The sequence below is a fragment of the Limnobacter humi genome (genome assembly GCF_024518835.1).
Lineage (GTDB): Bacteria > Pseudomonadota > Gammaproteobacteria > Burkholderiales > Burkholderiaceae_B > Limnobacter > Limnobacter humi.
On the sequence record NZ_JANIGO010000010.1, the window covers coordinates 1 to 1,142 of the forward strand.

Annotated in this window: 1 protein-coding gene; it reads right to left on the reverse strand. The window is 48.8% G+C overall.

Going from position 1 to position 1,142, the window contains the following annotated elements; translation table 11 throughout:
* Positions 1 to 1,073 (reverse strand): IS3 family transposase gene (locus NQT62_RS15305; RefSeq protein WP_256765619.1). Its coding sequence is split into 2 segments (ribosomal slippage), with 1,074 coding nucleotides annotated over them: positions 1 to 821 and positions 821 to 1,073; the frame shifts between segments, so codons are not numbered across the junction. This gene is flagged as partial in the annotation.
* Between the last annotated feature and the right edge of the window lie 69 nt (positions 1,074 to 1,142).

Sequence of the window (1,142 nt, forward strand, 5' to 3'; positions counted from 1 at the left end):
CAACTTCATTTTGGGTGTGATTCCACCGATGGCCATGTTGGGCCTTTGGTGATTGTAAATCCACATCCAGTCTGTTGCGTGTTCCTGTATTTGCTCCAAGTCATCAAATAAATGTTGAGCCAGCCAATCGTAGCGAACCGTTCGATTGAATCGTTCAACGTAGGCGTTTTGTTGGGGCTTGCCAGGTTGAATGTATTTCAGCTCGATTCCACGTTTTTGTGCCCAGGCAACCATGGCTCCACTGATGTATTCGGGGCCGTTGTCCACAATAATGGCCTCGGGCTTGCCGCGCCATTCAATGATCTGATTCAGAGCGCGGATGACGCGCTCTGCAGGCAAAGAGAAGTCAATTTCGATGGCCAATGCTTCGCGGTTAAAGTTGTCGATCACGTTGAACAATCGAATGCTTCTGCCATCGGCCAGTTGGTCGTGCATGAAATCCATTGACCAGACATGATTGATTCTCAGCGGTTCAAACAGCGGTTCAGGTTTCTCCCGCACCAAGCGCTTCTTGGGTTTGATTCGCAGGTTCAATTCCAGCTCACGATAAATTCGGTAAATCCTTTTGTGATTCCAAACAAAGCCTTTCACATTGCGCAGGTACAGAAAGCACAAACCGAAGCCCCAGTTGCGTTGTGCAGTGGTCAATCGAATCAGCCAATCGGCAATGAACTCATTTTCTGCCGAACGCTTTTTGTTGTACCTGTAGCAGGTTTGGCTAATTTGAAACACCTCGCAAGCAAGCCGAATACTCACGCCATGTTTCCTGACTGCGTCCACGGCCATCTGGCGTCTCTCAGATGGCCTCAGGGCTTTTTTCAAAGGGCCTCCGAGAGCAAATCATTTTTGATCTGGGTTTCGATGTACATCTTCTTCAGACGTGCGTTCTCCGCTTCCAGTTCTTTCATTCTGGCGATCAGCGAGGCATCCATGCCGCCAAACTTGGCCCGCCATTTGTAAAACGTGGGGACACTGATTCCATGCTCGCGACACACATCGGGAACAGCCAAACCGTTCTCCGCTTGCTTCAGGATTGCCATGATTTGGCTGTCAGAAAATCTTGATTGTTTCATTGCAGAACTCTCTTCCTCTAAGGTTGAAAATTCTACTTCCGATCCCGTTTATTTGCTGGGGGTATTACC